The 25464-nt window shown below is 72.9% G+C and carries 18 protein-coding genes and 1 pseudogene; 7 read left to right on the top strand and 12 right to left on the bottom strand.

Features of this window, described 5'->3' with window-relative positions; genetic code table 11:
• Nucleotides 1–121: 121 nt before the first annotated feature.
• The 3 genes from CA984_RS26065 to CA984_RS26055 form a co-directional block, all read right to left on the bottom strand.
• A complete protein-coding gene (locus CA984_RS26065; protein ID WP_086576178.1) occupies nucleotides 122–1237 on the bottom strand; it encodes an MBL fold metallo-hydrolase in 1116 nt (371 codons plus the stop codon).
• Nucleotides 1238–1399: 162 nt separating this feature from the next.
• Nucleotides 1400–1702: an MTH1187 family thiamine-binding protein gene (locus tag CA984_RS26060; protein ID WP_242676172.1), complete on the bottom strand. Its 303-nt coding sequence runs from the start codon at nucleotides 1700–1702 to the stop codon at nucleotides 1400–1402.
• Nucleotides 1703–1729: 27 nt separating this feature from the next.
• Complete coding sequence (locus tag CA984_RS26055; RefSeq protein WP_086576177.1) at nucleotides 1730–2473, bottom strand: MOSC domain-containing protein; 744 nt, start codon at nucleotides 2471–2473, stop codon at nucleotides 1730–1732.
• Between the two features lie 26 nt (nucleotides 2474–2499).
• Between CA984_RS26055 and CA984_RS26050 the strand changes: the two genes are divergently transcribed.
• Genes CA984_RS26050 through CA984_RS26040 form a run of 3 tightly spaced genes read left to right on the top strand, consistent with a single transcriptional unit; the run spans nucleotide 2500 to nucleotide 4751 of the window.
• Nucleotides 2500–3171, top strand: a complete 672-nt coding sequence (locus CA984_RS26050; RefSeq protein ID WP_086576176.1) for an endonuclease V — start codon at nucleotides 2500–2502, stop codon at nucleotides 3169–3171.
• A 23-nt stretch (nucleotides 3172–3194) separates the two neighbouring features.
• Nucleotides 3195–4190, top strand: a complete 996-nt coding sequence (locus CA984_RS26045) for an ankyrin repeat domain-containing protein (protein ID WP_086576175.1) — start codon at nucleotides 3195–3197, stop codon at nucleotides 4188–4190.
• A 12-nt stretch (nucleotides 4191–4202) separates the two neighbouring features.
• Entirely contained in the window at nucleotides 4203–4751 is a 549-nt protein-coding gene (locus CA984_RS26040) for a hypothetical protein (RefSeq protein ID WP_086576174.1), read from the top strand.
• A gap of 183 nt (nucleotides 4752–4934) precedes the next feature.
• Here CA984_RS26040 and CA984_RS26035 read toward each other — a convergent pair whose 3' ends face one another.
• Nucleotides 4935–5705, bottom strand: coding sequence for a hypothetical protein (locus tag CA984_RS26035; protein WP_086576173.1), 771 nt, complete (start codon nucleotides 5703–5705; stop codon nucleotides 4935–4937).
• A gap of 273 nt (nucleotides 5706–5978) precedes the next feature.
• Between CA984_RS26035 and CA984_RS26030 the strand changes: the two genes are divergently transcribed.
• From CA984_RS26030 to CA984_RS26020, 3 genes are all read left to right on the top strand, one after another.
• Complete coding sequence (locus CA984_RS26030) at nucleotides 5979–6941, top strand: LysR family transcriptional regulator (RefSeq protein WP_242676171.1); 963 nt, start codon at nucleotides 5979–5981, stop codon at nucleotides 6939–6941.
• 138 nt (nucleotides 6942–7079) lie between these two features.
• Entirely contained in the window at nucleotides 7080–10319 is a 3240-nt protein-coding gene (locus CA984_RS26025; RefSeq protein WP_086576171.1) for a M28 family peptidase, read from the top strand.
• Between the two features lie 245 nt (nucleotides 10320–10564).
• Complete coding sequence (locus tag CA984_RS26020; RefSeq protein ID WP_086576170.1) at nucleotides 10565–12037, top strand: MFS transporter; 1473 nt, start codon at nucleotides 10565–10567, stop codon at nucleotides 12035–12037.
• A gap of 206 nt (nucleotides 12038–12243) precedes the next feature.
• Here the strand turns inward: CA984_RS26020 and CA984_RS26015 are convergent, their stop codons facing one another.
• Nucleotides 12244–12939: a lysoplasmalogenase gene (locus CA984_RS26015; protein WP_207621035.1), complete on the bottom strand. Its 696-nt coding sequence runs from the start codon at nucleotides 12937–12939 to the stop codon at nucleotides 12244–12246.
• Nucleotides 12940–13439: 500 nt separating this feature from the next.
• Nucleotides 13440–13835, bottom strand: coding sequence for a GNAT family N-acetyltransferase (locus CA984_RS26010; protein WP_086576179.1), 396 nt, complete (start codon nucleotides 13833–13835; stop codon nucleotides 13440–13442).
• 149 nt (nucleotides 13836–13984) lie between these two features.
• On the opposite strand from CA984_RS26010, the gene CA984_RS26005 reads away from it, so the two are divergent.
• Nucleotides 13985–14713, top strand: coding sequence for a hypothetical protein (locus tag CA984_RS26005; RefSeq protein ID WP_086576169.1), 729 nt, complete (start codon nucleotides 13985–13987; stop codon nucleotides 14711–14713).
• Between the two features lie 192 nt (nucleotides 14714–14905).
• Here CA984_RS26005 and CA984_RS26000 read toward each other — a convergent pair whose 3' ends face one another.
• From CA984_RS26000 to CA984_RS25975, 6 genes and pseudogenes are all read right to left on the bottom strand, one after another.
• Nucleotides 14906–15709: an SAM-dependent methyltransferase gene (locus tag CA984_RS26000; protein ID WP_086576168.1), complete on the bottom strand. Its 804-nt coding sequence runs from the start codon at nucleotides 15707–15709 to the stop codon at nucleotides 14906–14908.
• 179 nt (nucleotides 15710–15888) lie between these two features.
• Nucleotides 15889–17049 carry a saccharopine dehydrogenase family protein gene (locus CA984_RS25995; RefSeq protein ID WP_086576167.1) on the bottom strand — a complete coding sequence of 387 codons (1161 nt, stop codon included), beginning with the start codon at nucleotides 17047–17049 and terminating at the stop codon, nucleotides 15889–15891.
• 111 nt (nucleotides 17050–17160) lie between these two features.
• On the bottom strand, nucleotides 17161–19209 hold the full coding sequence (locus CA984_RS25990) for an SWIM zinc finger family protein (RefSeq protein WP_086576166.1): 2049 nt from the start codon (nucleotides 19207–19209) through the stop codon (nucleotides 17161–17163).
• Nucleotides 19206–23036 (bottom strand): vWA domain-containing protein, encoded by a 3831-nt coding sequence (locus CA984_RS25985; RefSeq protein ID WP_086576165.1) that lies wholly within the window; start codon nucleotides 23034–23036, stop codon nucleotides 19206–19208. The genes CA984_RS25990 and CA984_RS25985 overlap by 4 nt, the downstream gene beginning before the upstream one ends.
• Nucleotides 23037–23068: 32 nt before the next feature.
• Nucleotides 23069–24247 (bottom strand): ATP-binding protein, encoded by a 1179-nt coding sequence (locus CA984_RS25980; protein ID WP_086576164.1) that lies wholly within the window; start codon nucleotides 24245–24247, stop codon nucleotides 23069–23071.
• A gap of 176 nt (nucleotides 24248–24423) precedes the next feature.
• A pseudogene (locus tag CA984_RS25975) lies at nucleotides 24424–25464 on the bottom strand (DNA-binding protein); the annotation flags it as partial.

Raw genomic sequence — 25464 nt, 5'->3', positions numbered from 1 at the left:
GGCTACGCCGGCATCGGCGCCGCGCACGGCCCGTTCGACCTCACGCTGATGCCGATCGGCGCCTACAGCCCCGCCTGGCTGACACCGGGCGGACCGCCTCGCCGGCCTGACGCCCCGCCCGTCAGGCGCCGAGCAGTTCCCACCAGCCGTCCACCAGGGGGACGTCGTCGGCGTCGACGCGATCACCTGGCCGGGGCACCGCGAGCCGGACGCCGCGGGCCTTGGCCTCGTGCCGGAGCCGGTCGACGGGCTCGGCCCACGGATGGACGGCCAGGGTGAAGGTCGCCCAGTGCACCGGCAGGAGCAGCCTGCCGCCCAGGTCGAGGTGTGCGTCGACCGCCTCCTCCGGATCCATGTGGATGTCGGGCCAGGCGGGGCTGTAGGCGCCGATCGGCATCAGCGTGAGGTCGAACGGGCCGTGCGCGGCGCCGATGCCGGCGTAGCCGTCGAAGTAGCCGGAGTCTCCCGCGTAGAAGACGCGTCTGGTCCGCCCCGCGACGACCCATGAGCCCCAGAGGGTGGTGTTGCGGGTGAAGGCGCGCCCGGAGAAGTGCCGGGCGGCGGTGGAGACGAACCGCAGGCCGGCGACGGTCGCCTCCTCCTCCCAGTCGAGCTCGACGATCCGCGAGGCGGGCACGCCCCAGCGCTCCAGATGGGCGCCGATGCCCAGCGGCACGAGGAAGGGGGCGCTCTGGAGGGCGGTCAGCGCGCGGACCGTGGCCCTGTCGAGGTGGTCGTAGTGGTCGTGGGAGATCACGATCGCGTCGAGGACCGGGAGGTCCGCCAGCGGGGCCGGCAGCGGGTGCAGCCGCCGCGGGCCGACGAGCCGCGAGGGCGAGGCGCGCTCGCTCCACACGGGGTCGAACAGGACGCGGCGTCCCTCGATCTCCACCAGCGTGGTGGCGTGGCCGTACCAGACGACGCTCAGCCCGCGCGCGGACGGCGGGGTGGCCGGGGAGGTCACCAGCGGGATCGGCCCGCCAGGCTTCCGCCCGTCACGATTGAAGACCAGCTCCCGGAGCGTCTCCGGGAGGCTGCTCACCGGCGGCGCGTGGGAGCCGGGCACGGAGTTGTGGAAGACGCCGTCGTGGAAGCGCGGGGAGCGCAGCATCCGGGCCAGCCGCTCCCCTGTGGCCCGGCCGCCCAGTTCCGCCGGGATGTCCTTCAGCGCCCACCCGGCGGCGGCCAGGGCCAGCCCGCCCACGAGGACACGCCCGATCGATCCGTTTCCCGCCATCAGTCCCACGCTCCCGAAATATTTTTGATCTCGTAACCGTCCCCGGCCCCGCCGGTGTTCCCGGCCGGGAGAGCGCGCCCGCCGGACGGCGGGGCGGCAGGACCCGGCGGACGCCTCAGGAACGCGGGGGCGGGGGCCCGCCGTGAGAGGGCGTCCAGGAGTCTAGGGGGCGAGATGGCGCTCGACGGTGGCCACCTTGGCGTCCAGCCGCCCGCCCTGCCCGGCGCGGACGTCGGCCTTCAGCACGAGACTGACCCGCCCGCAGCGCGCCTCGACCGCCTCGACCGCGCCCTTCACCACGGCCATGACCTCGTCCCAGCTCTCGCCCTCCACCGTGGTGAACATGGCGTCGGTCCGGTTCGGCAGTCCCGACGCGCGGACCACCCGCACCGCCTCGGCGACGAGCTCGCCGACGTCCTCTCCCGCCCCGATCGGCGTCACGCTGAACGCCACAAGCACCGACATGTCCGGCCCCCTTCTCCGTGGATCTACTTACCGCACCCTAAGTTCCCCGGCCGCGGGGCGCGGGGCCGCGACCACCCGGTCCCCGCGCCGGGCGATCCCGGGCCGGGTCACCCGCATGATCACTCCGAACTTGTTCCCGTGCTCCCTGATCAGCCACTTCTGCAGCTCGGGCCAGCGCTCCCGCCCGTCCGGATCCCAGCTGGGCACGGCACAGCGGATGCACGGTCCGGTGTGGTCGCCGACCACCGCGAGTTCCACCTCGCCCACGGTGAGCGTGGTGCCGGGGCCCCAGTCCTCCTCGGCGAACGCGGGCGCGTCGAGTCCGAGGTGCAGGTTGGGGCGGAACCTGCGCAGGTCGACCGGCCGGCCGAGCTCCGCCTCCAGCGCCACCAGGGAGTCCTCGAAGGTGACCAGCACGGTCGGGCCGCGGTCCTGCTGCCCGTCGGCCGCTCGCAGGTGCAGCGGCGTCCCGAGCGACCGCGCCAGCGCGCCGGCCAGGCCGGGGTCGTGCCACTGCCAGACCGTCCCGTCCGGAGCGGTCAGTTCCGGCGTGTCACCGCTCCCGTAGCCGGCGCGCCAGTGAAGCATCTCGGAACGCCGGCGCACGGTCAGCACCTTGCCGGCGTGGTCGTCCCGATCGTCGACGAGCGAGTAGGCCCGGTCGCCCGCCATCCCCCGGTCGTCGAACAGCGCCTCCTGGAGTTCCTCACCCCGCAGCGACTTCACCGGCCACCTCAGCAAACGTCGCAGGCTCCCACTGTGCGTCTTCATGCTCCAAAAATAGCGATCATGTATGCATGAAGGTACGAACTCCCCGCACCATCCTGGAGGCCGAGGCGATCCAGGACGGGCTCCGGCCGCTGCTGGACCTGACCGGACCGGGCCCCCGCGCGCCCGCCACGGTCGCGGGCGTGGACGTGGCCTACGACGGGGAACGGCTCGCGGCGGCGGTGGCCGTACTGGACGGGCGCACGCTGGAGGTCGTCGAGCAGGTGACCGTCGGCGGCCGGGTGGCCTTCGACTACGTCCCCGGCCTGCTGGCCTTCCGGGAGGTCCCCGCTCTCCTGGAGGCCCTCGAACGCCTGACGGTCATCCCCGACCTGGTCGTCTGCGACGGATACGGCCTGGCCCACCCACGCCGCTTCGGGCTGGCCTGCCATCTGGGCGTGCTGACCGGCCTGCCCACGATCGGGGTCGGCAAGACGGCGTTCGTCGGCTCCTACCCCGACCCCGCCCCCGAGCGGGGCTCGTGGACCGACCTGACCCTGGACGGCGACGTCGTGGGCCGCGTGCTCCGCACCCGGCACGGCGTCAAACCGGTCTTCGTCTCCGTCGGCCACCGCGTCGACCTCGACACCGCCTGCCACAACGTCCTGGCCCTGACTCCTCGCTACCGGCTGCCTGAGACGACTCGCGTCTCCGACCGGCTTTCACGGTTAGCTTTGATCGAAAATGTCACCTTCGACTGATTTGATCCACTCAGCACTACGAGATGGGAACGACAGTGAGCGACAACGAGTGGGTCGGCGGCGCGGACGCCTGGAGTGACACGAACCTGGCGGAGATCCAGGAACGGCTGGCCGACGGGTTCGATCCCGGCCAGCGGCTCTTCTGGCTCCGCTCGACGCCCCTGCACCAGGCCGCGCAGGAAGGGGCGGTCAAGGTGATCGAATTGCTCCTGGCCTCGGGAGCCGAGGTGGACCCCGCCGACAGCTACGGGGCCACTCCCCTGTGGGAGGCCGTACGCCACGGCCAGGACGACGCCGTCCGGCTCCTGCTGGCCGCGGGCGCCGACCCCTGGCGGCCGTGCATCGCCGGACGCTCCCCCGGCCTTCAGGCGCTCTTCACCGACCTCGCCGACCTCTTCGCCCACCTGCCCGGCGCTCCCCGCGTCAGCCCGCGGCTCCGCGAGCTGCAGGAGACCGTCGACGACATGATGTTCTCCTACGAGGACTACAACGAGGGGTTCTGCATCGCCTTCGTCGGCGAGGTCGCCGAGGACGAGGTCATCCGCCGGCTAGGGACCGATCCCGGGCTCTGCCCGCCGGTGGAGGCCGGGGCCCTGTGGGAGGCCGAGCACGCCTCCCCCACCGAGCTCCTGCGGGTCGCCAGCCCTCCCGGGGGCGGGGTCGTGCTCATCCAGCCGGAGGGCGTCCTGCCGGTGCACGACGTCGTCGCCCGGCGGGTCACCACCGGCGGCGGAGTCCTGGCCGGCGCGTTCCCGCTCGCCGGCACCTCGGTCGACATCTGGCGGGACGGCTTCGGCATCGCCCGGCCCTCGGTCCACGAGCAGCTCAGCGACGACAGCCTGTTCGAGCTGTGGATGTGCCGGTTCGGCGACTGCGGCGCGCACCCGTCCGTCTCCATGGAGCGCATCCTGGCGCTGATGACGCTCCTGACCGCCACCTACGTCACCGAGGAGTGGCTGTGGAGCGCCCCGATGAGACTGGTCCCGGTCGACCTGCGGAGCGGGGGTCAGGGTGGATAGAGTCGCAAAACCATGAGAAAGCACACGATCACCGCACTGTGGGAAGAGATACCCGACGACGCCGACGATCTCGTCCTGGTCCGCGGCGGTTTCCGGCTCTACCTGTGCCTGTGCGGTACGCACCTGGCGGACCGGGCGGCGGCGGAGCTGCACGCCGCGGAGACCAACCAGTGCACCACGTGCCTGGGCTCCGCCACCGAGGAGATCGTGCCGGGCTTCTCCCAGGAGTGCACGGCCTGCGCCGGCACCGGCCGGCGCAAGGCGCAGCTCACCTGGGAGCTCGCCTACGTCGAGGCCGAAACCATGATCACCGTTGACCTCGTCCGCTCGGTGATCGCCCCGTTCACCGAGCCGTTCCAGCTCTCCCAGGTGGCCGACACGGTCCGCTCCACCCTCGGTCTGCCGGTCGGCCGGCTGCCCGTGGGCCCGCGCGTCCGCGACGTCCTGCGCCAGCTTGAGGCCGCGGGCGAGCTCACCCTGGTCTCCGCCCCGGACGAGCTGCTCCGCGGCACCACCGTCGTGCTCTACCGCGACCCCTACTGGCAGCACGTCCTCGAATAGGCGCCCGCTCTCTCACAGCGAGGACCGGCGGAGCTCCCCGTCCGCCCGGCGGGCGACCTGTCCGCGGACCGACCGGAACCGCTCCACGATCTCTCTTGCGTCTCTCGGAGCTCCCGGCCCACGGCCGGTAGCCGTCCAGCCAGGCGGCTTAACCGCCGCATGACCTTTTGAGCCGCGACCAGCTCAGCGCCTGGACAGCGTTCCATGCTCGCGTTCCGGCATGGGCGGGCCGGCGCTGACACGGTGGGGTGTCCGCTGCGCAGCTGTGTAGGCCGGTTCACGCACCCGCTGGAGCCAGCCGGCGGGGCGCAGACCTGGGATCGGATGCCGGATCGGGTTGAAGCGCATCGGCGCGGCGGCGTCCTGCCGGGCCGGACCGGTGAGTTCCAACACGCCAAAGCGCTCCCACGAGCCGAACGGGGATGCCACCACAAGGTTGAACAGCAGTGGGCGTTCCCCGACGGCACGGGCGAGCCCGTCAAGATCCGCGGGCAACGCCCGGGGCCCCCGCGCGACCGCGCCGAGCAGGACCCTGCCGCCGCCGGCCGCGTACGGAAACAGCGAACCGTACATGCCCGGCGCCCACCTGGTCGCGGGCCGGAGGAGGCGGCGGCCGAGCACGGTGTGCCCGGTCGTGGCCAGCAGCAGCTCCGCGACGACTTCGGCGCCGGTGGTGCCGGCCGCGGGCTGCTGCCACCGCACGGCCAGCCCCAGGATGTCCGGCGACGGAGAGGGCAGGCCGATGGACCGAGACAGCCGGGCGACACCCCGCAGGTCCATCGGCTCGTCCAAGAACGCGGCCCCTCTGGATCGGGGCGTCCCGTGCAGGCTCAGCGTGGCGTTGAAGACCAGCCCATCGGGGTGCAGGGGCCTCCCGCGACGTAGCCGCGCCGCCGCGCCGAAGGCCGCCGCGAATCCCGCGCTCACGACGGAGGTCACCGGCCGTGCATGCACGCGTCCTCCTCGCCGCTCATGGTGGACGCCACGTATGCGGCGTCGGGTTCGCTCCAGGGTTTCTCATCCGTCCCGTTACCCGGAGTGGCGCCTTTGAATCCGTACCGCCGTCATCGCCCCGCTGTTGCGCGCCCCTCCGACGGCCGTCCCTCGCCTCCCGGCCATGCGGCCCGGGGCCGACCGGCGGCACGTCACGTGAGGTCGGGGCAGACCGGACCACTCTTCGGAAACTTGGGTCTTACCGGAAAGATTCTTTACTATTAACCTTTCGGTGTGGACCTAGAAGTGCGTCATTTACGAGCTGTCTGTGCGATCGCCGAGTCGGGCAGCATTTCCAAGGCGGCAACCGCGCTCAAGATGTCGCAGCCCGCGCTCGCCACGCAACTGCGACGTATCGAGCGGATGTTCGGCGGGCCACTGTTCGAGCGGGGCCGGGAGGGGGCGCGGCCCACACAGCTCGGCACATGGGTGCTGATCAGGGCGCGGTCGCTGCTGCCGGCGTTCGACGAGCTCCGGCGGGACGGCATGCGCTACGCCGAGCAGACCGCGGAGAAACTCAAGATTCGGCTGGGCTGTATGTCCAGCCATCTAGCGATAAATGTCATTAAATGCCTTAACGAACTACTGGCCGGGGCCGACATCACCGTCCGCACCGAGGAGGCGATGGACCTGCTGCCCGGACTGCTGGAGTCCGAGCGCCTGGAGCTCGCCACCCTCGGCGACTACCCGGGGCACGAGCTCTCCCCGCCCCCGGGCGTGATCTACGCGGGCGTGGCCGTCGAGCCGATCTTCGTCGGGCTGGCCGTCTCCCACCCGCTCGCCCAGCGGGAGGAGATCGAGCTGCGGGACCTCGCCGCCGAGGACTGGACCCTGCACGCGCTGGCCGAGGCGGGGCACCGCGAGCACTTCTGGGCGGCCTGCGCCCGGCAGGGCTTCGCGCCGAAGATCGCCTACTCCGCCGACCTCAGCCTCGCCATCGACCTCATCTCCTCCGCCCGGTGCGTGGGCATGTTCCAGGCGACCAGCAAGGGCTACCCGGGGATCGTCATCCGGCCGCTCGCCGGGACCCCTCTCCGGTTCCGGCACATGATCGGGTGGACCGAGCACGGACCGGTCGCCCGGCACGGGCCCGACCTGGTCCAGGCGGTCACCAAGACCTACTGGGCCGAGGTACGGCGCGCGCCCGTCTACGCCTCCTGGCTGAAGCGCCATCTGCCGCTCTCACCACCTGTTTAACCGCCTATATCGCGAAGTTATGGAATTTCGTGGGGTACTCGCCCCGCACCCGCGGTGTCAGCTTTGGTCCAGCCCAAACCGTCAGGGCTCCTTGCATCCCTCTAACCCCCCAAGGGACACCGAGAGGAGTCACCCCGCGTGAATCCCAAGGTCAAACTGGGCGCGGTCGCCGTACTGGCCGCCGTCGCCATGACCGCCACCTCGGTGGTGAGCGCCGCCGGCGCCGCCACAGCCCCCGCGGGCATCGTCGCCCGCACCATATCCGCAGATCCCCCGGCGTTCGCACCGCCGGACCCCGAATCCCGCAAGCGCGCGATATCCAGTGCCGACGGCGCCCTCGCCGCCAGGTCCGACGTCCTGTTCAAGGCGGCGGAGGACGACTTCACGCTGACGAACACCGTCGCGGGAACCCGCGGCCTGCAGTACCTGACCTACTCGCGGACCCACCGCGGGCTGCCCGTCTACGGCGGTGACGTGGTCGTCACCACCGACAGGACGGGCCAGGAGGTCGGCTCCGTGGCCTCGGGCCAGCGCGCCGAGATCAAGGTCGGCGTCAAGAGCAAGATCGACGCCGCCACCGCGGCAGTCACCGCCCGCGGCAAGCTGCCGACCGTCGAGAGCGTGAGCACGCCCCGGCTGGTCGTGCACGCTGCGGGCAAGCGGCCCAGGCTGGCCTGGGAGGTGGTCGTCACCGGCGCCACGGAGCAGGCCCCGAGCGTCCTGCACGTCTTCGTGGACGCCCTCGACGGGTCGGTCGTGGACTCCTACGACGACGTCCGCGCCGGCACCGGCAACGGCTTCTACAACGGCAACCCGGTGACCATCCAGACCTCCGGGTCCGGCGGCTCGTACTCGATGACGGACAACACCCGGCCGGGTCTGCGCTGCGGCGGCCAGAACGGCTCGGCCTACACCGGCACCGACGACGCCTGGGGCAACGGCCAGGGCACCAACCTGGAGACCGCCTGCGTCGACGCGCTGTACGCAGCCCAGACCGAGTGGAACATGCTGCGCGACTGGCTGGGCCGCAACGGCTTCAACGGCTCCGGCGGCGCCTACCCGGCCCGCGTCGGCCTGACGGACGTCAACGCCTACTGGAACGGCTCCTACACCAACTTCGGCCGCAACCAGGCCAACACCCAGCAGGCCACCCCGATGGACGTGGTCGGCCACGAGTACGGCCACGCGATCTTCCAGTTCTCCGGGTCCGGCGGCGCGGGCAGCGGCAACGAGGCCGGCGGCCTGAACGAGTCGACCGGTGACATCTTCGGCGCGCTGACCGAGCACTTCGCGGCCAACGCCTCCGACCCGCCGGACTACCAGGTCGGCGAGGAGGTCAACCTGGTCGGCCAGGGGCCGATCCGCTACATGTACAACCCCTCCACCAACGGCGACCCGAACTGCTACAGCTCCTCGATCCCCAACACCGAGGTGCACGCGGCGGCCGGACCGCAGAACCACTGGTTCTACCTGCTGGCCGAGGGCACCAACCCGGGCGGCGGCAAGCCCTCCAGCCCGGTCTGCTCCGGCCCGTCCAGCCTGACCGGCATCGGCATCCAGAAGGCCGGCCAGATCTTCATGTCCGGCCTGAACAGCAAGACCACGCCGTGGACGCACGCCAAGGCCCGCTCGACCACCGTGGCCGCGGCCAAGCAGCTCTTCCCCAACAGCTGCGTCGAGATCAACGCGACCAAGGCGGCGTGGGCCGCCGTCAACGTCCCGGCGCAGAGCGGCGAGCCGACCTGCACGGTGAACCCGCCCGGCAACGACTTCTCGCTCACGCTCAGCCCGACCGCGGGCAGCGTGCAGGCGGGGCAGTCCGCCACCACCACCGTGAGGACCACGGTGACCGGCGGCAGCGCCCAGTCCATCACGCTGCGGGCCTCCGGCCTGCCCTCGGGCGCGACCGCGTCCTTCAGCCCGGCCACCATCACGGCCGGCCAGACGTCGACGCTGACGCTGGCCACCTCGGGGAGCACCCCGGCCGGCACCTCCTCGGTGACGGTCACCGCCGACGGCGCCGACGTGGACAGGACGGCGAGCTACTTCCTGACCGTCGGCACCGGCAACCCGCCGACCGGGGCGCCGGACATCCCGGTGGCCAACGTCACCGCGCACCTGAACCAGCTGCAGTCGATCGCCTCCGGCAACGGCGGCAACCGCGCCTCGGCCACCTCCGGCTACACCGCCTCGCTGAACTACATCAAGGGCAGGCTGGACGCGGCCGGCTACACCACGACGGTGCAGAACTTCACCTACAACGGCCAGACCCACTCCAACCTGATCGCCAACTGGCCGGCCGGTCCCGCCAGCCCGACGATCATGCTCGGCAGCCACCTGGACAGCGTCAGTGCCGGGCCCGGCATCAACGACAACGGCTCGGGCTCGGCGAGCCTGCTGGAGGTCGCGCTGACACTGGCGAACCGCAACCCCACGCTGGACAAGCACGTCCGCTTCGCCTGGTGGGGCGCCGAGGAGCTCGGCATGCGCGGCTCCACCTACTACGTGCAGAACGGCGGAGCCACCGGGGTCGAGGCCTACCTCAACTTCGACATGACCGCCTCGCCCAACCCGGGCTACTTCGTCTACGACGACTCCCCCGCCATCGAGAAGATCTTCAAGGACTACTACGCCACCATCAACGTCCCGACCGAGATCGAGACCGAGGGTGACGGCCGCAGCGACCACGCCCCGTTCAAGAACGCGGGCGTCCCGGTCGGCGGTGTCTTCACCGGCGCCTCCAGCGTGAAGAGCTCGGCCCAGGCCACCAAGTGGGGCGGCACCGCGGGCCTGGCCTTCGACCGCTGCTACCACTCCGCCTGCGACACCACCTCCAACATCAACAGCACCGCGCTGGACCGCAACGCGGACGCCATCTCCAACGCCCTGTGGAAGCTCGCCGTGGGCGACACCCCCACCCCGACGGACGACTACTCGGTCTCGGCGAGCCCGTCCTCGGCCTCGGTGCAGCCCGGCCAGTCGGCCGGCACGACGCTCAGCACCCAGGTGACCTCCGGCAACGCCCAGGCCATCACGTTGAGCGCCTCCGGCCTGCCCGCCGGCGCGACCGCGTCCTTCAGCCCGGCGAACATCAACTCCGGCCAGTCCTCCGCGGTCACGATCGCCACCTCGGCGAGCACGCCCGCGGGCACCTACACCGTCAACCTCAACGCGGACGGCGCGAGCGCCGACCGCTCGGCCACCTTCACCCTCACCGTCGGCGGCGGGCAGGGCGGCACCACCTGGCAGACGTGGACCCTCTACGCGGCCGGGGACACCGTGACCTATAACGGCGTCAGCTACCGATGCCTGCAGGGGCACACCTCACTGCCCGGATGGGAGCCGCCGAACGTCCCGGCCCTGTGGCAGCAGCTCTGACCGGATGACGACCCCCTAGCGGAATACGGCGGGCGGGCATGGCCGCCCGCCGTACTCATTTCCCGTGAGCCGCCCGACACGCTGTGATTGGACTACCCGAAAAGGGTAGGTATGCGCTGCTGAATCACGGGAAGTTGCGCCGAGGTCGAGGACGAGGCGGTCATGATGATCCCCAGCCGATTGCTCACGATGCCGGGAGACCCGCGATATGCCGGACAGAGCCGTACAGGTCGGCACCCCGCAGGATGAGCACCGGGGCCCGGCCGGGCGGCGCGTCGACCGCGCGACGGTCGGACGGGGCGGACCCGCGCCGGTGGAAGGCGCTGACCGTCTGCCTGGTGGCCGGCTTCATGACGCTGCTGGACGTCAGCATCGTCAACGTGGCGCTGCCGTCCATCCGCAGCGGGCTGCACGCCCCGCAGAGCGACCTGCAGTGGGTGGTGTCGGGCTACGCGCTCACCTTCGGGCTGGTGCTGGTGCCCGCGGGGCGGTTCGGCGACATGCGGGGCAGGCGCAACGCGTTCGTCCTGGGCGTGGCGCTTTTCACCCTGGCCAGCGCGGCGGCGGGAATCGCCCAGAACTCGACCTTGCTGGTCATCGCCCGGCTCGTCCAGGGAGTGGCGGGCGGAGTGATCAACCCGCAGGTCAGCGGCCTGATCCAGCAGCTTTTCCGGGGTGCGGAGCGGGGCCGGGCGTTCGGGCTGCTGGGCGCCGTCATCGGCATCTCCACCGCGATCGGCCCGCTCCTCGGCGGGCTGCTCATCCACCTCGGCGGCGGCCAGGACGGATGGCGCCTGGTCTTCTACGTCAACGTGCCGATCGGCGTCCTGGCCGTGGTCCTGGCGTACCGCTACATCCCGCACCGGACGCGGGAGGGACGGCGGCGGGAGAGCATGGACCCCGTGGGCGTGCTGCTGCTGGCCGCAGGCGTCGTGCTGGTGCTGCTGCCGCTCATGGAGGGGCAGCAGCACCAGGGCGGGGGGAGGTGGCTGCCGCTGGCCGCCGGGCTCGTCGTGATCGCCGCCTTCATCGGGTGGGAGCGCCGGTACGGACGGCGTCGCGACCCGGTCGTCAACCTGTCGCTGTTCAGCAGGCGCTCCTACGCCCTCGGCGCCCTGATCGCGGCGCTCTACTTCGCCGGCTTCACCGCGATCTTCTTCGTCCTCACCCTGTACCTGCAGGAGGGCCTGCACTACTCGGCCCTGGCGGCGGGCCTGGCGAGCACGCCGTTCGCGGCCGGATCGGCCGCGGCCTCCGTGCTGGGCGGCCCGGTCGTCACCCGGTTCGGCCGCCCGCTGGTGGTGCTGGGGCTGGTGCTGGTCTCCGTGGGGCTGGCCGCCACGGAGCTGGCCGTACGGCTGGTCCCCGGTCCGCAGGTGGCCTGGGCGATCGCGGCGCCGCTGCTCGTGGCCGGGCTGGGCAGCGGCCTGGTGATCTCCCCGAACCAGACGCTGACGCTGTCGGAGGTGCCGGTGGCCGAGGCCGGCACGGCCGGCGGCGTGCTGCAGACGGGGCAGCGGATCGGCACCGCCGTCGGCATCGCGGGGATCGGCTCGGTGTTCTTCGCCGGGGTCGCCTCCTCGCACGGCGACTACGCCCTGGCGTTCCGGCACGCGCTGCTGGTCACCATCGGCTTCGTGCTGGTCGCGCTGGCCGTGGCCCTCGCCGACGTGGCCGCCGACCGTCGCGCCCGCCGCAACCGGGCGGCCGCGCGGTGAGCAGGCGGAGACCCGTCCGGTGAGCCGGTACGGCGGGCAGTCGTGGGGTCTGCCCGCCGTACCACCCCGGCGGGGACCGCCCGATGAGCCGGTACGGCGGGCAGGTGTGGGGCCTGTCCGTCGTACCACCCTTGGGAACGGTACGGGTGACGGTCAGGGACCAGGCCCTGTCCCGGCCCCCCTCCACGCCCGGATCGCCCTTCCGCTCATGTCGCCCCCCGCGCTTCTCCACGAGCGACCGCCTGTCCGTGCAGGTTCCGGGCACGGAGGCGGTTGACGATGCCCGAGGCAAGGAGGTATTGGGCCGCGATGTAGGTGGCCATGACCACGAGGCCGTTCATCGGGGGGAGGGGAAGGTCCGCCAGGTCGAACGCGATCAGCGTGTCGGACAGCAGGAACAGGGCTCCGCCGGCCCCGATCCGCAGGCCGTGACCGGCCGCGGTCACCGCGGTGGCGGTCAGCAGCAGCGAGTAGCCGGCCACCGGCAGGCGCAGGTCGCCGAGGCCCGGCCAGAGCGCGATCACCAGGGTCACCCAGACGATGGTGTAGACCACCGGGATCACCGGGCGGCGGCGCAACGCGTCGAGTGCCCCCTCCCGGACGAAGTAGGTCACGTAGCAGACGTGTGCCCCGGCGAACAGGGCCATCCCGGCGAGGAAAAACCCGTCGACCTCCAGGGCCACGTCACCGCCCCAGGAGAGCAGGAGCGCCGCCACCACCGGGCGCGGCCCCCGCTGCGCCAGCACCCATACCGCGAGCAGCGGCATGAGCAGTGCCTTGGTCACGGAGTTCATCGGGTCGGCGCCGGCGGCGACCAGCGCCAGATGAACCGCGGAACAGACCCAGAAGGCGATCAGGACAGTGCGGGAGAGCGGCCCGGCCCGTAGAACATCATTCTGCACGTATGGATGCTAGGGCCTGCCGTCGCGGTGATCCAAGTCACCCCGGCCCCCGGTCCGGCTCGACGAAGACCAGGCCCGCGGGGCCGCGGGCCACGGGCGGCGGGGATGGACTCCCGTCCCTTCACGTCCTTCAGAACGTCGGCGATCTTGAGCTTCGTCACCACGCGGTAGTCGAGACGCCCTCCCCGGCATGAGCCGCGCATCCGGCCGGCGACAGGGCGGACGCGAGTAGAGCGGTGACGCCGGAACGCTTTTTCATCGTCACCTCCCCTCCGGCTCGGAACCACGCATTCATGTCGTCTTTGCGGCGCTGGTCGCATCGCCGGGTCCATGGCCCCGAAGAAGAATGGTCGACGTCCGGCAAACGCTAGATGCCCTCCCGAGTAGGGTTAATCCCATATAAGGCCAAAATCCACATTGAGCCCGTTTTATCCCGATGACAGGGGTCACAGAGCCGCCGCGGATCTCGGGCCGGAAAGCGGCTGCCGTGTCGGGCCGGGCTACAGAGCGACAAGGCCGGCGTGCGTCGGCTGAAATCCGCAGGCCCCGAAGTAGAAGTCTTTCAAGTCATCGTCGAAGTCGACATGGAGCCATTCGCACTTGGCTGCGCGGGCCCCGCTGACGGCGACGGCCATGAGTTCGGTCCCGACACCGTGCCGCCGGACTCTCCCCGTCACGAGGGTGTCGAGGATGAAGGCATGAACGGCGCCGTCCCAGGCCACGTTGACGAAGCCGACGAGTTCGCCGTCCTCCTTGGCGCAGACCCACCCGAGGCTGTGCCGGTTGACCTGAGCCCACCAGTCGTCCTTCAGGGGCGCGTGACCGAAGCCCTCCGCGTGCAGTGCGTTGATCGCCGTATTGTCGAAATGGCCGCGCCACTCGTATGCAATTGCCATGGAGCGACCATAGGAAGAGACCCACAGTATCGGCAACGCGTTTCCAGTGGTTCCATCCCAACCCGATATAGTCCATGCATCCCGATACATAAAGTATCCGACCTTCGGGAAGGTGCGGCATGATAGTGATAACCCTTGGTCCTGAGCGAATGATCGATCCCAGCGAAGACGACCTGGGACGCGACCGCATCGGCTACAGCGAAACCATGAGCCCGATGGCACTGTATGACGCCAGCCACGGCGCATGGCACCTCGGAGAGCGCGCGCACCGCGAAAACTTCGCACTGGTGACCTTCGACAGCACAGGCGTCCTCGCCATCCGGATCGACCGCATCGAACCGGTATCGGGCATGGTCGAAGGCCGGGAAAGCTCACGTCGATCCGTGATTCACGGCGCCATCCTCACCACGGGCCATCCGATCCACGACGCCTACGTCGGCAAGCCGTCTCCGATCCCGCCGCAGCGCAACCCGGTCGGCTACTACGACGCCCCGGAGGAGCACGCTCCCTGCCAATGCGGATGCGGCGGACAGACCCCGACAGGCAAAGACTTCATCACCGGCCACGATCAGACAGCCCTGCACGACAGGGTCCGGCAACTCGGAACCGTCCGGGACTTCATCGAGTGGTTCGATCGCGTGCGCGGCGGCTACTGGCCGGACATCAACGTGATATTCGAGCCGGTCACGTTGGTGGACGGTACTCCGACCGGGGAGTCGGCACGTCTGCGCCACCGGCTCGACTGCACCCACCTCTACACCGACGATTCAGGCCGCATTCTGAACAAGCCCCGCATCGCGACCCGGGAGGAGATCGTGTCCCTCCGGCCATGCAAGAGCTGCATCGCCAATTCCGCCAAGGCAGCGACCGCGCGGTAACGGTCCCTGGTAGCGATGCCGAGCAGCGGGCTCTGCCCGGAGTCTGCGATCCGCCTTGTCGGCGTCCTTCTCGCCGGTCGGGGCACCGGCTTCGACATCACCGCAGGCGGCAGTGACGGATCCGGGCCGGCGAGGCGTTCGCCGGTAGGCCCGCCTCGGCGCAGTAGGCCCCCGACAGGGGCCGACACCGATCTATCGCTTGTAGGCGATCCCGCCGTACATGAGCTGCTGGCCCACCGTGAGCCTCCCGGGGACGGGGCCGTCCGGCCGCCACAGGGGCAGGGGGACGACGCCCGGTTCGAGGAGCTCGAAACCGTCGAAGAAGGCGGTGATCTCCTCCGGCGTGCGGAACCGGCCGGTGCCCAGCAGCGCGAGGTACTTCTGCTCGGCGTCGCGCGATTCCTGGGTGGAGGCGCAGAAGTGGGTGATGAACAGGTAGCTGCCCGGCGGGACCGCCGCCATGTAGGCCTCGACGATCGCCCGGGGGTCCTCGTCGTCGTGCAGGTGGTGCAGGATGCCGATCAGCATCACGGCCACCGGGCGGCCGAGGTCGATGAGGCTCTTGAAAGCCGGGTCGGAGAGGATGGCCTCGGTGTCGCGCAGGTCGGAGGTGATGACCGCCGTACGGTCGTTCTCCGCCAGCAGCGCCCGGCCGTGGGCCAGCACCATCGGGTCGTTGTCGACGTAGACGACCCGCGACTCAGGGTTGGCACGCTGCGCGACCTGGTGGGTGTTCTCCACCGTCGGCAACCCCGAACCGAGGTCGACGAACTGGGTGACGCCCTGGCCGGACAGGAAGCGCACCCCCCGCCCGAGGACCTGCCGGTTGTAGGTCGCCACGTCGTAGATCTCGGGGACGACCTTCGCGATCTCGGCGACGAAGGCGCGGTCGACCTCGAAGTTGTCCTTGCCGTTGAGGACGACGTCGTAGGCCCTGGCGATGCTGGGCCGGGTCGTGTCGATGCCGGCGTTCCGCTCACTCGGCTTGTCCGCCACAGGAGTCCTTCCGCACTGTCCCGGGGTAATTCAGATGATCATAGGTCCTGAAAAGCCCGCGAAACCTGTCTTGTGCCCATGAACGGAGGGCGACTTTCCCGAATCGGCGCGGACGGCGCCCGCCGTACACGCCCGCGTGCAGGCTTGCGGCGAACCGGTCAGCACGGCGGTGTGAAGACCTACCCCCGCGAGCCGCTCAGCACGGTGAAGGCGATGCCCGCCCGCCGGAGCCGCTCGATGAGCGCGTCCCCCATCGCCACGGCCGTGGTGACCTGGCCGGAGACCGGCGGCAGGTCGTCGAAGGCGAGGCAGAGCGCCGACTCGGCGAGCATCTTGGCGGTCTCGTCGTAACCGGGGTCGCCGCCCGCGACCTCGGTGACGACGCGCTCGCCGCCGCCCCGGCCGAGGAAGGTGACCTTGAACCAGCTCCCGGCCCGCTGCTCGGGGGTGGGTCCGTCGCCGGGCGAGATCCGGCCGAGCAGCCAGGAGCGGACCGGGGGGATCTGGGCGAGCGCGACGAGGGCGCCCGCACCGGCCGCGAGCCCCAACGCGGCGGGCAGCCGCCTGACGGCGATGTGGTGGCGGTAGGTGAAGTCGGGACCGTAGCGCTCCAGCGCGCGGGCCGAGCGGGCCACGATCTGCGGGTCGATCGTGGGCAGCGGCAGGGCCCAGCCCCCCACGTACCGGGGCGTTCCGGCGGTGCCACGCGCCCGGCGGCCGGTGGGCCGTACTTCGATCTCGCGCCGGGCGAGCGCGGCCCGGGCGGTCTGCCGGGCACGGGAGACCGCCGCGAGGGCGGAGTGGACGGTGCCGCCCGAGGGCCGGCCGTTCCCCCGGAGGAACCCGCTCACCTCGATCGGCACCCCCTCGGGGAGCCGCTTGACGGTGAAGTAGGCGCCGAGGTCGTGCGGAACGGAGTCGAACCCGCAGGCGTGCACGATCTTCGCCCCGCTCTGCCGGGCCCTCTCGTGGTGCCGGGCGAACATGAGGTCGACGAACTCCGGCTCGCCGGTGATGTCGGCGTAGTGGGTGCCCGCGGCGGCGCAGGCGGCCACGAGCGGCTCGCCGTAGGCGACGTAGGGGCCCACGGTGGTGGCGACGACCCTGGCCTGCCCGGCGATCCTCGCCAGGGAGGCCGGGTCGGTCACGTCGGCGTGGAGCAGCGGCAGCTCGGGCAGGCCGATGCGCTCCCTGACCGCTTCGAGCTTGGCCCGGCTGCGGCCCGCCAGTGCCCAGCGGCAGCCGGGACCGGCGTTGCGCGCGAAGTACTGCGCGGTCAGCGCGCCGGTGAACCCGGTGGCGCCGAAGAGCACGATGTCGTACGGGCGGTCGTCAGGCATGGGCTGAGACTCCCCCCTGGGAGGGCCGGGTGCAAGCCGTACGGACCGAATGTGGTTCTGATCACCTCCCCGCCGGGAAGTGGATCCCGGCGGGGCTCACAGAGCCGGCCCTCACGACTGGCCGGCGTGCCAGGAGGCCTGGACCAGGGCCTGGTCCGCGGCGGCGAGGTGGATCGCGGCCGCCAGCCATGCCCAGGCGTACCCGTCGGGACCGGAATCCGTCGACCGTCCGAACACGTCGCGGCTCCGGCGGTCGGCCTCGGCGGCGAGCGCGGCGGCCAGCTCGGCGGCGGCCTCGAACCCCGCCCGGCGCAGCGGGGCGCCTTGGGCGTGGGAGTCACCGCTGCGCGCGTGTTCGGCGACCGCCCGCCGCCCTCCGGCGACGGCCAGCTCGACCAGCCGGCGGACCCGCCACAGAGGGGCGTCGGCCACCGGGTCCACGTCCGCCTCGGAGGCCGCCTGCCACGGCGGGCAGGCGTCATGCGGCGGGAGATGAGAGCCCTGCAGGCGGTCATACCCGAGGTCGGCACGGCCCTGCCATCCGGCGGGAAGACGCAGCGTCGCCCCGGCCCCGGGCACCGGCCCGATCGCGAGCGGGCGCAGGGTGGCCGCCCGGTCGGGATCCAGCCTGCCGACCACCCGTACGACCGTGCCGGGCCGGGACGCGAGCTGCCGCAGGTTGGCGACATGGGCCAGGTCCGGATGGGAGCCGGCCGGAATGAGCCGGATAAGCGGGCCGTCAGGCCGCACGGCCGGCGGCGGCCGCCGTGCCGGGTCGTCGTCCTCCGGACCGGAGCTCTCCGGATCAGAGCTCTCCGGTGGCGCTCCGGCGGGCAGCAGCTCACGGGCGAGCACGTGATCGCCCGCGGCGCCGACGATCATCAGATCGCACCCGACCGGCTCGCCGGCTCTCTCCGCCGCTTCCGACTCGCTCCAGACCTGCCCGGAGAGCCGCGCGCCGACCGCCTCGGCCAGCGGCCGGGCGAACAGGGCGGCCAGCGGTCCCGCCGTCCACGGCATGCCGTCGATCGGGGTGGCGCGCACGCCGCCGCCCGCTCCCAGACGGCCGTCCGGCGAGATCGTCGCTCCGGCGATCAGCAGTCCCGCCCGCGCCAGCTGCGCGTGGTTCAGCATGGCCGGGCCGATGGCGACGGGCGCGGTGGCGGCGCCACGGGCGCGGGCCGGCCCGCCCGGCTTGACGTCGGCCACCGAGAACCAGCGGCCGTCCTCCGTGACGAGGTGGGTGACCACACCTCCGTAACCGGTGCCGCTGATCACCGGCTCCCGGAAGACGCCGTAGACACGCAGGCTCCCGCCCGGCTGGTAGCTCCGGCGGACGCTGCTGACCAGCGCCGGGTCGGGGTCGGCCGCGGCCAGCCTGCCCGCGGTGAGCAGGAGTTCGCGCAGGGCGGCCACCAGGTCGGCGAGGCGGTGGCCGTCGTGGCGGTCACGCGCCGCCCGCAGGCCGCGGACGACGCGCAGGGCGGCGGCCTCGGCCCTGGGCAGTCCGGCCAGGCGGGCGGTGTGAGCGGCCCTGAGCAGCTCCGCCTGGGGCACCGCGCCGGCCGCCGGCACCCCGGCCGACAGCGTCGCGGCGGCGGCGGCCCACAGACTCGAGGCCGCCGCCACCTGCGTGGCAGTGGGCCCCGTAATCGTGCCGGCCGCCGTACCGTCGCGGGACGGGTCGTCACGTGCGGTGGAGCTTCCCGTCCCGGGGAGGGCGCCGTCGAGCGGTCCGTTCGCCGCACCCGCGCCCGCGTCCATGTCGGCGCCCGCGCCCGTGTGCGTGTCCGCACCGACACCCGCGCCCGCACTGACGCCCGCGGCCGCATCGACGTCGGCGTCCGCCACCGGGCAGGCGCTGAGCACGGCCGCACGGTGCAGGCAGCGTGGCGCCAGGAGGCAGCTGCACCACGCCTGGCCGTCGTCGGTGATCGCGCCGGACGCCCCCGGCGAGAGGGTGACCACCGCGTCCTCGCCACAGCTGATCCGGATGCTCTCGCCGTCGGCGACGGCGGGCGTGGCGGCATACTGCTCGATCGCCGCGTCCAGCTTCTTGCGGAGCCTGGAGGTGAGACCCTCGACGGCGGCGGCGACCACGTGCGGCGCCGCCGGCGGGAGCTGTCCGGCCGGGGGAACGGTTGATGGGGGGGAATTCACCGGGACTCTCCGCGGAGGCGGTCGCCCACCCATCGGGCGAGGGCGAGCGGGCTGAGGGCGGCGACGGGCATGCCGGCCGCGACGAGTTGCTGGGCGACGGGGAGCGAGTAGCGGGGAACGCCGCTGTCGTCCAGGGCGGCGCACCCCATCAGGTGGACACCGGACCCGGCGAGGGAGCGGACCTCACCGAGCAGGCCTCCGATCGGGTAGCCCTCCTCGAAGTCGCTGACGACCACGACCAGCGTACGGCTCGGCACGGTGACCAGCGAGCGGGCGTGGGCGAGGCCCGCGGCGATGTGCGTTCCACCGCCGACCCGCACTTCGAGCAGCAGGGAGAGCGGGTCGGTGACCCGGTCCGTCAGGTCGATCACCTCTGTGGAGAACGACAGGAAGTGGGTGGAGAGCGTCGGCACGCCCGCCAGCACCGCGGCGGTCAGCGCGGACCAGACCACCGAGGCCTCCATCGAGCCGGACACGTCGACCACGAGGATCAGCCGCCAGTCGGCCTCCCGGCGGGCGCGGGTGCTGAACACCGGCCGTTCCGGGACGACCACGAGCCGGCCGTCGCCCATGCGACGCGTGTACGGCAGGTTGGCCCGCAAAGTGCGCGGCAGGTCGAGCCGGCCGCCCGGACGGCGCGTCGGGCGCGGCGTCGCCAGCCCGCTCAGCGCGGGCCGGAGCCGGGTCGCGAGCTCCCGGGTGAGCTCGGCGACCAGACGGCGCACGAGTGGCCGGAGCTTGGCGAGCCGCTGCTCGGGCAGGCCTCCCGCCAGGGTCAGCACGGAGGTCAGCAGCTCGACGGATGGCCGCACCGCGGCCGGGTCGAGTTCGGTGAGCACGTCGGTCCGGCCGGCATCGGCGGCCCGGACCAGCACCTCCTCGCGCACCTCGGTCCCGAAGAGGACCTCCAGCTCCTCGGCCCACTCGCGAGCGGTGGGGAAGGAGTCTCCCCTGCCGCCGGAGTCGCCCCCTTCCCCGGCGCCCTGCCCGAAGTGGTCCGCGCCTTCGCCCCGGCCCTTCCCGTACAGCTCGTCCAAGGCGCGCGCGTAGGAGCGGGCGCTCGCCGGGAGCCGCTCGGACTCCCTGCCGAGCAGCAGCCGCCACCGGTCAGCCGGGGTGAACCTCCGCAGAGCGCCGTGATCCGCCTCCGTCACCACGTCCGCCTCCGGTGGTGCCGGCGTCCGCGAACTGTCCGTCATCACGCCCGCCTCCGGTGGTGCCGGCGCCTGCGTGCCCTCCGCCTCCTCACCGCCCCGTGCGGTCCGGCGGTCCGGCGCGGGTGGCTCCGGCGCGTCCGGGGACGCGCCGGCCAGGGCGGGAACGGAGGCGGGGACCGGGAGCCGGAGCGCGCGCAGCGCCGCCAGCCCGGCGGAGTCGGCGGCGTGCCACAGGGCGAGCAGCCCGGGCGGAGCGCTCAGCGCCAGGTCGAGCCTGTCTCCGAGGCGCTCGGACACCGCTCCCAGCAGCCGGGTACGGCCGGCGGGGGTGAGGGTGTCGAACCCCCCGCGCAGCGCCGGCAACCGGTCGAGGAACTCCCGGTCGGCGAGGCCGTCGATGCGGTCCATGAGCGGGTCGAGGGCCGCCGGTGCCGACTGGAGCAGCGGTCCGGCGGCCGTGAGCACGCCGGTCAGCAGGCGGCTCAGGCGATGGCGGCCGTCCGGGTCGGTGGCTGCGCCGACCCATCCGGCGGCCCGGGCTCCGAGAGTGCCGGGGCCGTCGAGGTCGAGCAGGACCCGGGCGGCCAGAGCCGCGCCCTGGATGAGGGGGGAAGCGGTGCGCGCCAGCGCGGCCAGGGTGTCGTCCATCCGCAGCCCGAGGCGCTCCTCACCGGCCCGGGTGGCGAGGGCGACCAGGGCGACCGCGTCCTGTGGCTGGTCGCTGCCGGCCAGGCCCGGCAGCGCGCGGACCGCGGCTTCCAGCAGGGTTCCGGTCAGCTCGGCGGCCTGCTCGCGGCCCTCCGGCGTGGTGCCGGGAAGGTGTTCGCGGCGCAGTGCCTCGAGCAGGTCGAGAGCGTCGAGCAGTTCGGCGAGCGTGGCGGTGGCGGGAAGCGCGACGGCGGCGTCGGCGAGGCGGTCGGCGACCAGCTCCGGCAGGTCGCAGCGGGCCGCGGCGCGCAGACCGCTGAGGATCAGGCCGCAGGTGGGCCCCCCTTCGGCGGACTCGCGGCGGAAGGTCTCGCGCAGCGTGCCGGCCGCGGCCTGGGCGAGGGTGACACCGCGGACGCCCGCCAGGTCGAGCAGTGCCGGGACCGCGGGAGTCCAGGAGAGCCGCCACCTGGTGGTGAGCGCGGTGGAATCACCCGTTCCGGTCACCTCGACCGGCTCGCCGTAGCCGACGCCGCAGATCAGCAGGCGTTGCAGCGCGACCTCCCGGCGCGCGTCCAGATCGGAACGGAGCGGGTCCAGGCGTACTTCACGCCGTTCGGGGCTGTCCGGGCACGGGAGCCGGAGCGCGGCGAGATCGGCCTCGACGGCGGGGCCGAGTCCCGAACGCGGCGTGCCGGGTGCGATCCGGCCGCGGTCGGTGCCGACGAACACCGCGTCGAGGGCCCGGGCGAGGGCCCGCCCCCGGCCCAGGGGCTCGCCCTGGCCGAGCACGGTCGTCACCGCTTCCAGCAGCTCGCCCCGTCCCGGGGAGGGCAGGCCGCGCAGCCGCGCCAGATCGCAGGCGAGCCGCAGCGTCTCGACGGCCTCCCCGGTGCCCGCGGTGTGCCCGGCGGAGCGGATCTCCCGGCACAGGCCGGTGATCGCGCGGGCGGCACCGTCCCTGACCCGGTCCGGGTCGCCGGCGGCCGTGAACACCGTCTGCTGCCAGCGGGGGTCGCGGATCCCCGCCGGGTAACCGGATCGCGAGTCGAGCAGGTCGAAGGCGTAGGGGACGAGCGAGGTGGCGGCAGGCGAGCCGGCGCGCGCGGCCGGGGCGGCCGGAGGGGAGGCGACCGCGCCGTCCGTGGCCGGCCGCCCGGATGTCGGGTGGCCGCCTGCCGTGCCAGGCGATGCGGCGGTGCCGTCCGCGCCGGCCCGCCCCGGCTCCGCGACGCCGGGAACGATCAGCGCGGGAGCGTGGAAGGCGCCGACCACCGCCGCGACGCGACGGCCGCCGGCCGCGGCGTCCGCCAGGACACGGCGCATGTGCGCCTCGCGCGCCATGTCCCTGGCCGGCACACCGCCCGCGGCCTCGGCGTCCCGGCGCAGTGCCCAGCCGACGCCGAGGGCGGCGCGGCGCACCGCTTCGGGTTCGCATCCGGGAGCGAGGACCTCCACGGCCCGGTCCCACATGTCGTCTCCCTCGCGGCCGGTGCCCGAGGCGGCCAGCGCAGCGGCGAAGGACGTTCCCCGCGAGGCCGCCGCACCTGCCGGAACCGCCTCCGCGTCCGGACCCGTACCTGCCGGCCGAGCCGGGCCGGGGGGCCGTACCGTGCCGGGCTCCTGCGCCGTGCCGGGCGCGTGCCAGCCGGGGTCGGACAGCGGGAGGTCGCAGCAGATCACCTCCGCTCCGCGCTTCCGGGCCCAGCGGATCGCCACCAGCTCCGGGGAGAAGTCGGCGAACGGGTAGAAGCCGAGCCGCCCTTCCCCGTCGGTCCCGGCGAGGGCGACCGGCGCGAGGGTCTCCGGGGCGGCCAGGTGCGCCAGCCACGGCTGGAAGTCCACCGGCAGCTCGACGCAGACCACTTCGGCGCCGGCGGCCTCCAGCAGCGCGGGCAGGACCACGGCCAGCGCGGGACTGTGGTGGCGCACCCCCAGCAGGTACGGCCGGGCGGAGGCGGCCAGCGCGGCGACCGCCCGCCGGGGATCGGCGTCACGGCCGTCGGGGGCGGATCGCCGCACGTCTTGGCCTGTCTCCGGTTCGCTGTAGCAGATCAACGGAGGTTCTCCCGCAGGTCCCAGAGCCGGCGCCACATCGCGGAGCCGTCCTCGGCGCGACGTCGCACCGGGCCGTCCCAGTAGCCGAGCAGCCGCCCGTGGTCGGCCGGGTCGTCCTTGCGGACGACGCCGAGCAGGTGTCCCGGCAGCAGGTCGAGGACGTCGCCGCCCGGCAGGTAGGCCGCGGCGACCCCCAGTGAGGCGGCGACCTGCACCGCCTCGGCGGTGGACATCACCGTGCCTGGACGCTCCACGTCCCAGCCCTCGTCCGAGCGACCGGAGCGCAGGTCGCGGAATACCGTGACCAGCGCGTCGAGCACGGCGTCGTCCACGCCGAAGGCGGCACCCGCCCGCTGCACGACCGAGGTGGCCTGGCGGCGCACCAGGGAGGTCTCCGCCTCGGCGTCCGCGATGGGGTCGACGGTTTCGAAGTTGAACCGCCGCTTCAGCGCGGCCGACATCTCCGAGACGCCGCGGTCACGCAGGTTGGCCGTGGCGATCACGCTGAAGCCGGGGGTGGCCGCCACCTGGGCGTCAGCGGTGCCGGCGAGTTCCGGCACGCTGAGCCGCCTGTCGGACAGGATCGACACCAGGGCGTCCTGCACCTCGGGCAGGCAGCGGGTGATCTCCTCGATCCGGGCGACACGGCCCGCGCGCATGGCCGTGAGCACCGGGGAGGCGACCAGTGCGGTCCGGCTCGGGCCCTGGGCGAGCAGCAGGGCGTAGTTCCAGCCGTAGCGGAAGGCGTCCTCGGTCGTTCCGGCGGTGCCCTGCACGGTGAGCGCGCTGGTTCCGCACACGGCGGCGGCCAGCAGCTCCGACAGCATCGACTTGGCGGTGCCGGGCTCACCGACCAGCAGCAGGCCGCGCTCCCCCGCGAGGGTCACCACGCACCGTTCGACCAGGGCGCGTTCGCCGACGAACTTGGCGGCCACCCTCAACCGGGCCGGAGTGCCGTCGCCGGCCGTCCCGCGCCGGTTCTTCGGCAGCTCCAGCGTCTCGTCGCCGCTGCCGCAGACGAAGGTCACCACCGCGCGCGGCGTCAGCGCCCAGCCCGGGGGGCGGGGGCCGGCGTCGTGGGCGGCCAGGAAGGCGAGTTCGGTGGCGTACCGTTCCTCGGCCGCGAGCACCTGCCGGGTCGGGGGGACCGCCACCTGGTCGTCGGTCATGGTCATAAGGGGAAGTCCTTGTGCTCTGGATGATGATCTGTGAAGTGCCGCCCGTGACGGGCGGCCTGGCAGGTGCCGGGTGTCTCCTCCGCGCTGCGGCGCGGTGAGGGCCCGGTCCCGTCCGGTGGCGCGGGTGCGGCCGCCGGACGGGACCGGGATCGCACCCGCCCCGCCGCCCGGGGTCAGCGGCGCCTGCCGCGCCTGACCCTGAGCTCCTCGAACCGGGGGGCGTCGCCGTCCCGGACCCGCTGCCAGGCCCTGCGGTACAGGTCGGCGGCGGGCTGGATCGGCACGAGCGGTGTGCTCTGGCTCCCGATCAGGTCGAACAGGGGGAGTTTCCACTGCTCCAGCGGTAGGCGCGGCGCCTTCAGCTCCGTCCAGCCGCCGGGCAGGAACAGCGAGCGCCCGGCCCGCGCCCGGTTGGCCTCGACGACGAGGCCGGTGGCGGCCAGCTCGGCGCGGGCCTCCTTGAGGTGGGCGGGCTTCCAGCCCGTCCACCGGGCGACGTTGCGGTCGGTCGGATCCGGCATGGCCAGCAGTGTCAGGTAGAGGGCCGCGGCGTCCTCGCCGAGGCCGTGCTCCTTCGCCGCCTCGACGACCAGTTCGGGCACCGACCGGGTGGGATCCTGCGGCCACCACGTGCCGTCCGCGTCCCGCTCCCCCTCCACGGGGTCTCCCGGATCGGCCAGGAGCGCCTCGAACCGCGGGTCACGGGCGGTGCGCAGCGCCGCCTCGGCCGGGAACGCCCCTTCGGAGCCGACCAGGGCGCGCAGGTAGGGATCGTCGCCGGCCGCGTCCAGCAGGGCCGTACGGATGCCCGGCGCCGGGCGGGTGTCGTGGGTGGCCATGACGACGGCGCCGTATCTCTCGTAGCCCTCGCCGACCTCGGTCGGGGCCCCGGCGGCCTTGCGGAACCCGGGCAGGTCGACGTACCGGCCGAGGTCGAGCATCAGATCCGGGCCGGCCAGCCGGTCGCGGACCATGGCCAGCGCCCTCGGCAGGGCGGCGCGGATCGGATCTCCGGCGGGGAGCCGGTGGGCGAGCCAGCCCGCTGCGGCGACGACCGTGACCAGCGTGCTCGCGGCGAATCCGGCGCCCTGCCCGTCGACGGGTCTGACCCGGTCGCCTCTGACCTCCCAGACCAGATCCCGGCTCAGCTCCGGAGTGGCGGCCGGGTCGGCGAGGGCGCGCAGTGCCCAGCCCGCGCCCCCTCCCGTCCCCAC

The sequence above is a fragment of the Streptosporangium minutum genome, from assembly GCF_002149035.1.
GTDB lineage: Bacteria > Actinomycetota > Actinomycetes > Streptosporangiales > Streptosporangiaceae > Streptosporangium > Streptosporangium minutum.
This window is presented reverse-complemented; position numbering and strand designations above follow the sequence as displayed.

Bases quoted from the DNA above. Each gene is read 5' to 3' on its own strand.
- CA984_RS26005 (WP_086576169.1), top strand. From the start codon at position 13,985: ATGATCGATCCCAGCGAAGACGACCTGGGACGCGACCGCATCGGCTAC.
- CA984_RS26065 (WP_086576178.1), bottom strand. From the start codon at position 1,237: ATGGCGGGAAACGGATCGATCGGGCGTGTCCTCGTGGGCGGGCTGGCC.
- CA984_RS26060 (WP_242676172.1), bottom strand. From the start codon at position 1,702: ATGTCGGTGCTTGTGGCGTTCAGCGTGACGCCGATCGGGGCGGGAGAG.
- CA984_RS26055 (WP_086576177.1), bottom strand. From the start codon at position 2,473: ATGAAGACGCACAGTGGGAGCCTGCGACGTTTGCTGAGGTGGCCGGTG.
- CA984_RS26010 (WP_086576179.1), bottom strand. From the start codon at position 13,835: ATGGCAATTGCATACGAGTGGCGCGGCCATTTCGACAATACGGCGATC.
- CA984_RS26045 (WP_086576175.1), top strand. From the start codon at position 3,195: ATGGGAACGACAGTGAGCGACAACGAGTGGGTCGGCGGCGCGGACGCC.
- CA984_RS26020 (WP_086576170.1), top strand. From the start codon at position 10,565: ATGAGCACCGGGGCCCGGCCGGGCGGCGCGTCGACCGCGCGACGGTCG.
- CA984_RS25980 (WP_086576164.1), bottom strand. From the start codon at position 24,247: ATGACCATGACCGACGACCAGGTGGCGGTCCCCCCGACCCGGCAGGTG.
- CA984_RS26040 (WP_086576174.1), top strand. From the start codon at position 4,203: ATGAGAAAGCACACGATCACCGCACTGTGGGAAGAGATACCCGACGAC.
- CA984_RS25995 (WP_086576167.1), bottom strand. From the start codon at position 17,049: ATGCCTGACGACCGCCCGTACGACATCGTGCTCTTCGGCGCCACCGGG.
- CA984_RS26050 (WP_086576176.1), top strand. From the start codon at position 2,500: ATGAAGGTACGAACTCCCCGCACCATCCTGGAGGCCGAGGCGATCCAG.